Below are 3,539 nucleotides of genomic sequence, written 5' to 3' on the forward strand. Positions count from 1 at the left end.
GAACCAACCGTTAGCGCCGTTGGAATATGAATTTGTGAAAATGGTCTTGTCAAAAACCGGCCAACAATCCGTTATCAAAGATGGTTATATTCCATTGCCGACAAATGTCGTAGAGAAGGCTTTGGCAACGATCAAATAAACCGTATTTTCAAGTTTTGCTAAGAAATATGTTGTAGTAGTGTGGATCAAGGACTCGTGTACAAGGATGTTTAGCCTGCATTAACCATTAACCATTTACCTCCCTCCTCAAAAGCGAATGGTTGATTAAGGCTCAATGGCCGGGACTGTTTACAGGCTCCGGTCATTTTTTTATCATTTTTCCATGACTTATATACATTGACTATAAAATGCTAAGCCATTTTTTCATGCCCTGTGGCAGTAATACGTTTAAAATGGGTCTACAGATTTTAACGATTAAACGCAATGATTACGCAAAATTGTCATTTATTGACCTTACAATAGCCACATGCCTGAGGACTTAACCAACAACCCAACCCCGTCAGCAGTCACGCTTGCAGCAGGCAATGCTTACCAGCAATGGCGGCTAGTAAAAGATGCCTTGGTGCGCTACGGCGTTATCGTCGGTGGCTTTAGCATTATCGTTGCTATCGTGCTGATTTTCTTTTACTTGCTGTATGTGGTTTTGCCCTTGTTTGCGTCGGCAAAGGCGACTTCAATTGCCGAATATGATCTCCCCGAGAAAACCCTGGGTAAGACAGTTTTGCTGGAAACGGAAGAACAGAATGAAGTGGCGGCCCGCTTTACCGACAGCGGACACGTCGTATTTTTCGAAGTGGCTACCGGCAAGACCCTGTTAACTCAAGCAGTAACAATTCCTGGAGGAGTCTATGTCACCAGCTTTGCCCAAGGCAGTTCCATCAGCCAGGGCGGTGTCGTTTATGGACTCTCAGATGGCAAGGCAATCATCGTCAAGCATCAATATAAGGTGACTTATCCCAACAATAAGCGCCAGATTACGCCATCACTTGAATATCCGCTAGGCGAGCAACCATTGGTCATCGACGAGGCGGGCGCTCCTTTGGGGAAGATCGCTGTCAAGGTGGAATCCGGTGCGACCACCATAGCGGCAAAAACCGCCAATAAAATTCATCTGGTCAGTTTTAGCAAAGAACAGTCGTTGTTTGCCAATGAAGCCACCACGAACCGTACGGCTGCAATTTTGGACGTTTCTGCTGAGAAGATTGTTGAACTGTTGATTGATAAGGAAGACCGAGAACTCTATCTTCTGGATAATGAAGGTCTATTACGTGCCTATGACATCAGCGACAAAACAGCGCCTAAAGTAAAGCACCAACAAAAAGTGGTCGAAGCCGGGCAAACGATCACCAGCTTGACCTTCTTGAACGGTGATCTTTCCTTACTTGTAGGCGATTCAGCCGGCCTAGTGTCACAATGGACACAAGTGAAAAACGACCTTAAACAGTTGGCTTTTAAAAAAATCCGCGCATTTCAGGTATCAGGGCTAGCGGTCATCGCCATTGAAGCCGAACAACGGCGGAAAGGTTTTATGGCAGTCGATGCCAATGGCTATGTCGGTATGTATAATTCGACGGCTGAACGGGAACTCATTAAAGAGCGCGTCAGTGAATCGCCACCGGTAGCAGCCGTGTTGTCGCCAAGGTCAAACCGGCTTTTGCTGGAAACCGGGGACGGGAAAATACATGTCTGGGAGATAGACAACGAACACCCCGAGGTTTCCATTAAATCGCTCTGGCAACAAGTCTGGTACGAAAGCTACCCGAAACCTGATTATATCTGGCAATCTTCTTCTGCCAGCAATGATTTTGAGCCCAAATACAGCCTGACACCTTTGGTATTTGGTAGCTTGAAAGCCGCATTTTATGCCATGTTGGTGGCGATGCCGCTCGCCTTGATGGGCGCTATTTATACGGCATACTTCATGGCGCCAAAAATGCGCCAAGTCGTGAAACCCGCCATCGAACTGATGAGTGCATTGCCGACGGTCATTTTAGGGTTTCTGGCAGGGCTCTGGTTAGCCCCGTTTATAGAAAAACATCTGGCCGGGCTATTTTTATCGCTGGTTTCCCTGCCTGTCGCTGTGCTGCTGTTTGCTTTTTTCTGGCAATACCTGCCCAAAACCCTGCGCCAAAAAATACCTGAAGGCTGGGATGCAGCTATTTTAATACCCGTTATTATTTTAATTAGCTGGATTGCTTTTGCTGTTAGTGTACCTTTGGAAACCTTATTATTTCACGGCTCATTAATCGACTGGTTCAGCCGTGAATTCGGCATCGGCTACGACCAGCGCAATGCCCTGGTGGTCGGCATCGCAATGGGTTTTGCGGTGATCCCGACGATTTTTTCGATTGCCGAGGATGCCATATTCAGCGTCCCCAAACATTTGACGGTAGGCTCTTTGGCGCTGGGTGCAACTACCTGGCAAACCATGACGAGAGTGGTTTTATTGACGGCCAGTCCGGGCATTTTTTCTGCGGTCATGATCGGACTGGGACGCGCCATCGGCGAGACCATGATTGTACTGATGGCTACCGGAAATACCCCTGTCATGGATTTTAGTGTTTTCCAGGGCTTACGCACACTAGCTGCTAATGTCGCCGTGGAAATGCCCGAATCGGAAGTCGATAGCACTCATTACCGGGTTTTATTTCTGGCGGCATTAGTGCTGTTCCTAGCCACTTTTGTGTTCAACACCCTGGCGGAAATTATTCGCCAACGCTTACGGGAAAAATATAGCTCATTATGATTAGTTCATGGTTTAAAAGCGGCACACCCTGGATATGGATGAATGCGGCGGCAGTCAGTGCCTGCCTTATCATGATAATCGGCGTGTTAAGCCTGATTGTCGTACGCGGCATCGGCCATTTCTGGCCTGCCCAGATTACTCGGTTCAGTTATCAGGAAGAGGATGGCCACCTGAAAACCATTTTTGGTGAAATCATTGATACCAGTGTCACCCCTGCGGCAATGGCGAAAAAATCAGGCTTTAAAATGGCCGACACTGAAGAGTCCTTGGTGCAGTACCAGATTAAAACCGGTAATCGTGACATTACCGGCGCGGATTTCCGCTGGCTACAGGAGCGCAATATCAAAAGCCAGGAACTTCCTGCAGATCTCATGGTGGTAGAGCGCCGGGAATGGGGCAATTTTTATGGTCAGCTTGTTGGTGTCAAAGAGAATGGTACAACACTTGCCAGCAACGGACAAACATGGTCTCTCGCCCAAACGAAAATTGACGAAACCTTGACCGTTTACGATGAAATCGCCCATTTGGAAAAAAAAGAAATTGGTGCCATTAATTACAGCCTGGAAAAGTTAAGGCTAAAAGGGAGAAAGCTGGAATTAAAAAAGCAGCTGGATGATGCAGCCAAGACATCCATAGCAAATGAAAAAACCGAACTTGAGGCACAATACAAAGAGTACCAGGTGCAACTGAGAGCCTTATATCAAAAAAGCAGAAGCGCCAGTCTGGTGGCAAAAACAGACGGTGGCGCTGAAGTGGATATTCCTCTGAACAAAGTAGTCAGGATTTATCAACC

General features: G+C 47.1%; 1 protein-coding gene and 1 pseudogene. Both read left to right on the forward strand.

Annotated features, from left to right (window positions below):
• Positions 1-466: 466 nt before the first annotated feature.
• On the forward strand, positions 467-2,746 hold the full coding sequence (locus tag ACLQ6D_RS17555) for an ABC transporter permease subunit (protein ID WP_411728601.1): 2,280 nt from the start codon (positions 467-469) through the stop codon (positions 2,744-2,746).
• Positions 2,743-3,539 (forward strand): annotated as a pseudogene (locus ACLQ6D_RS17560) (phosphate ABC transporter, permease protein PstA); the annotation flags it as partial. The gene ACLQ6D_RS17555 and the pseudogene ACLQ6D_RS17560, both read left to right, overlap by 4 nt.

It is taken from the genome of Methyloglobulus sp. (assembly GCF_046714055.1).
Classification (GTDB): Bacteria; Pseudomonadota; Gammaproteobacteria; order Methylococcales; family Methylomonadaceae; genus Methyloglobulus.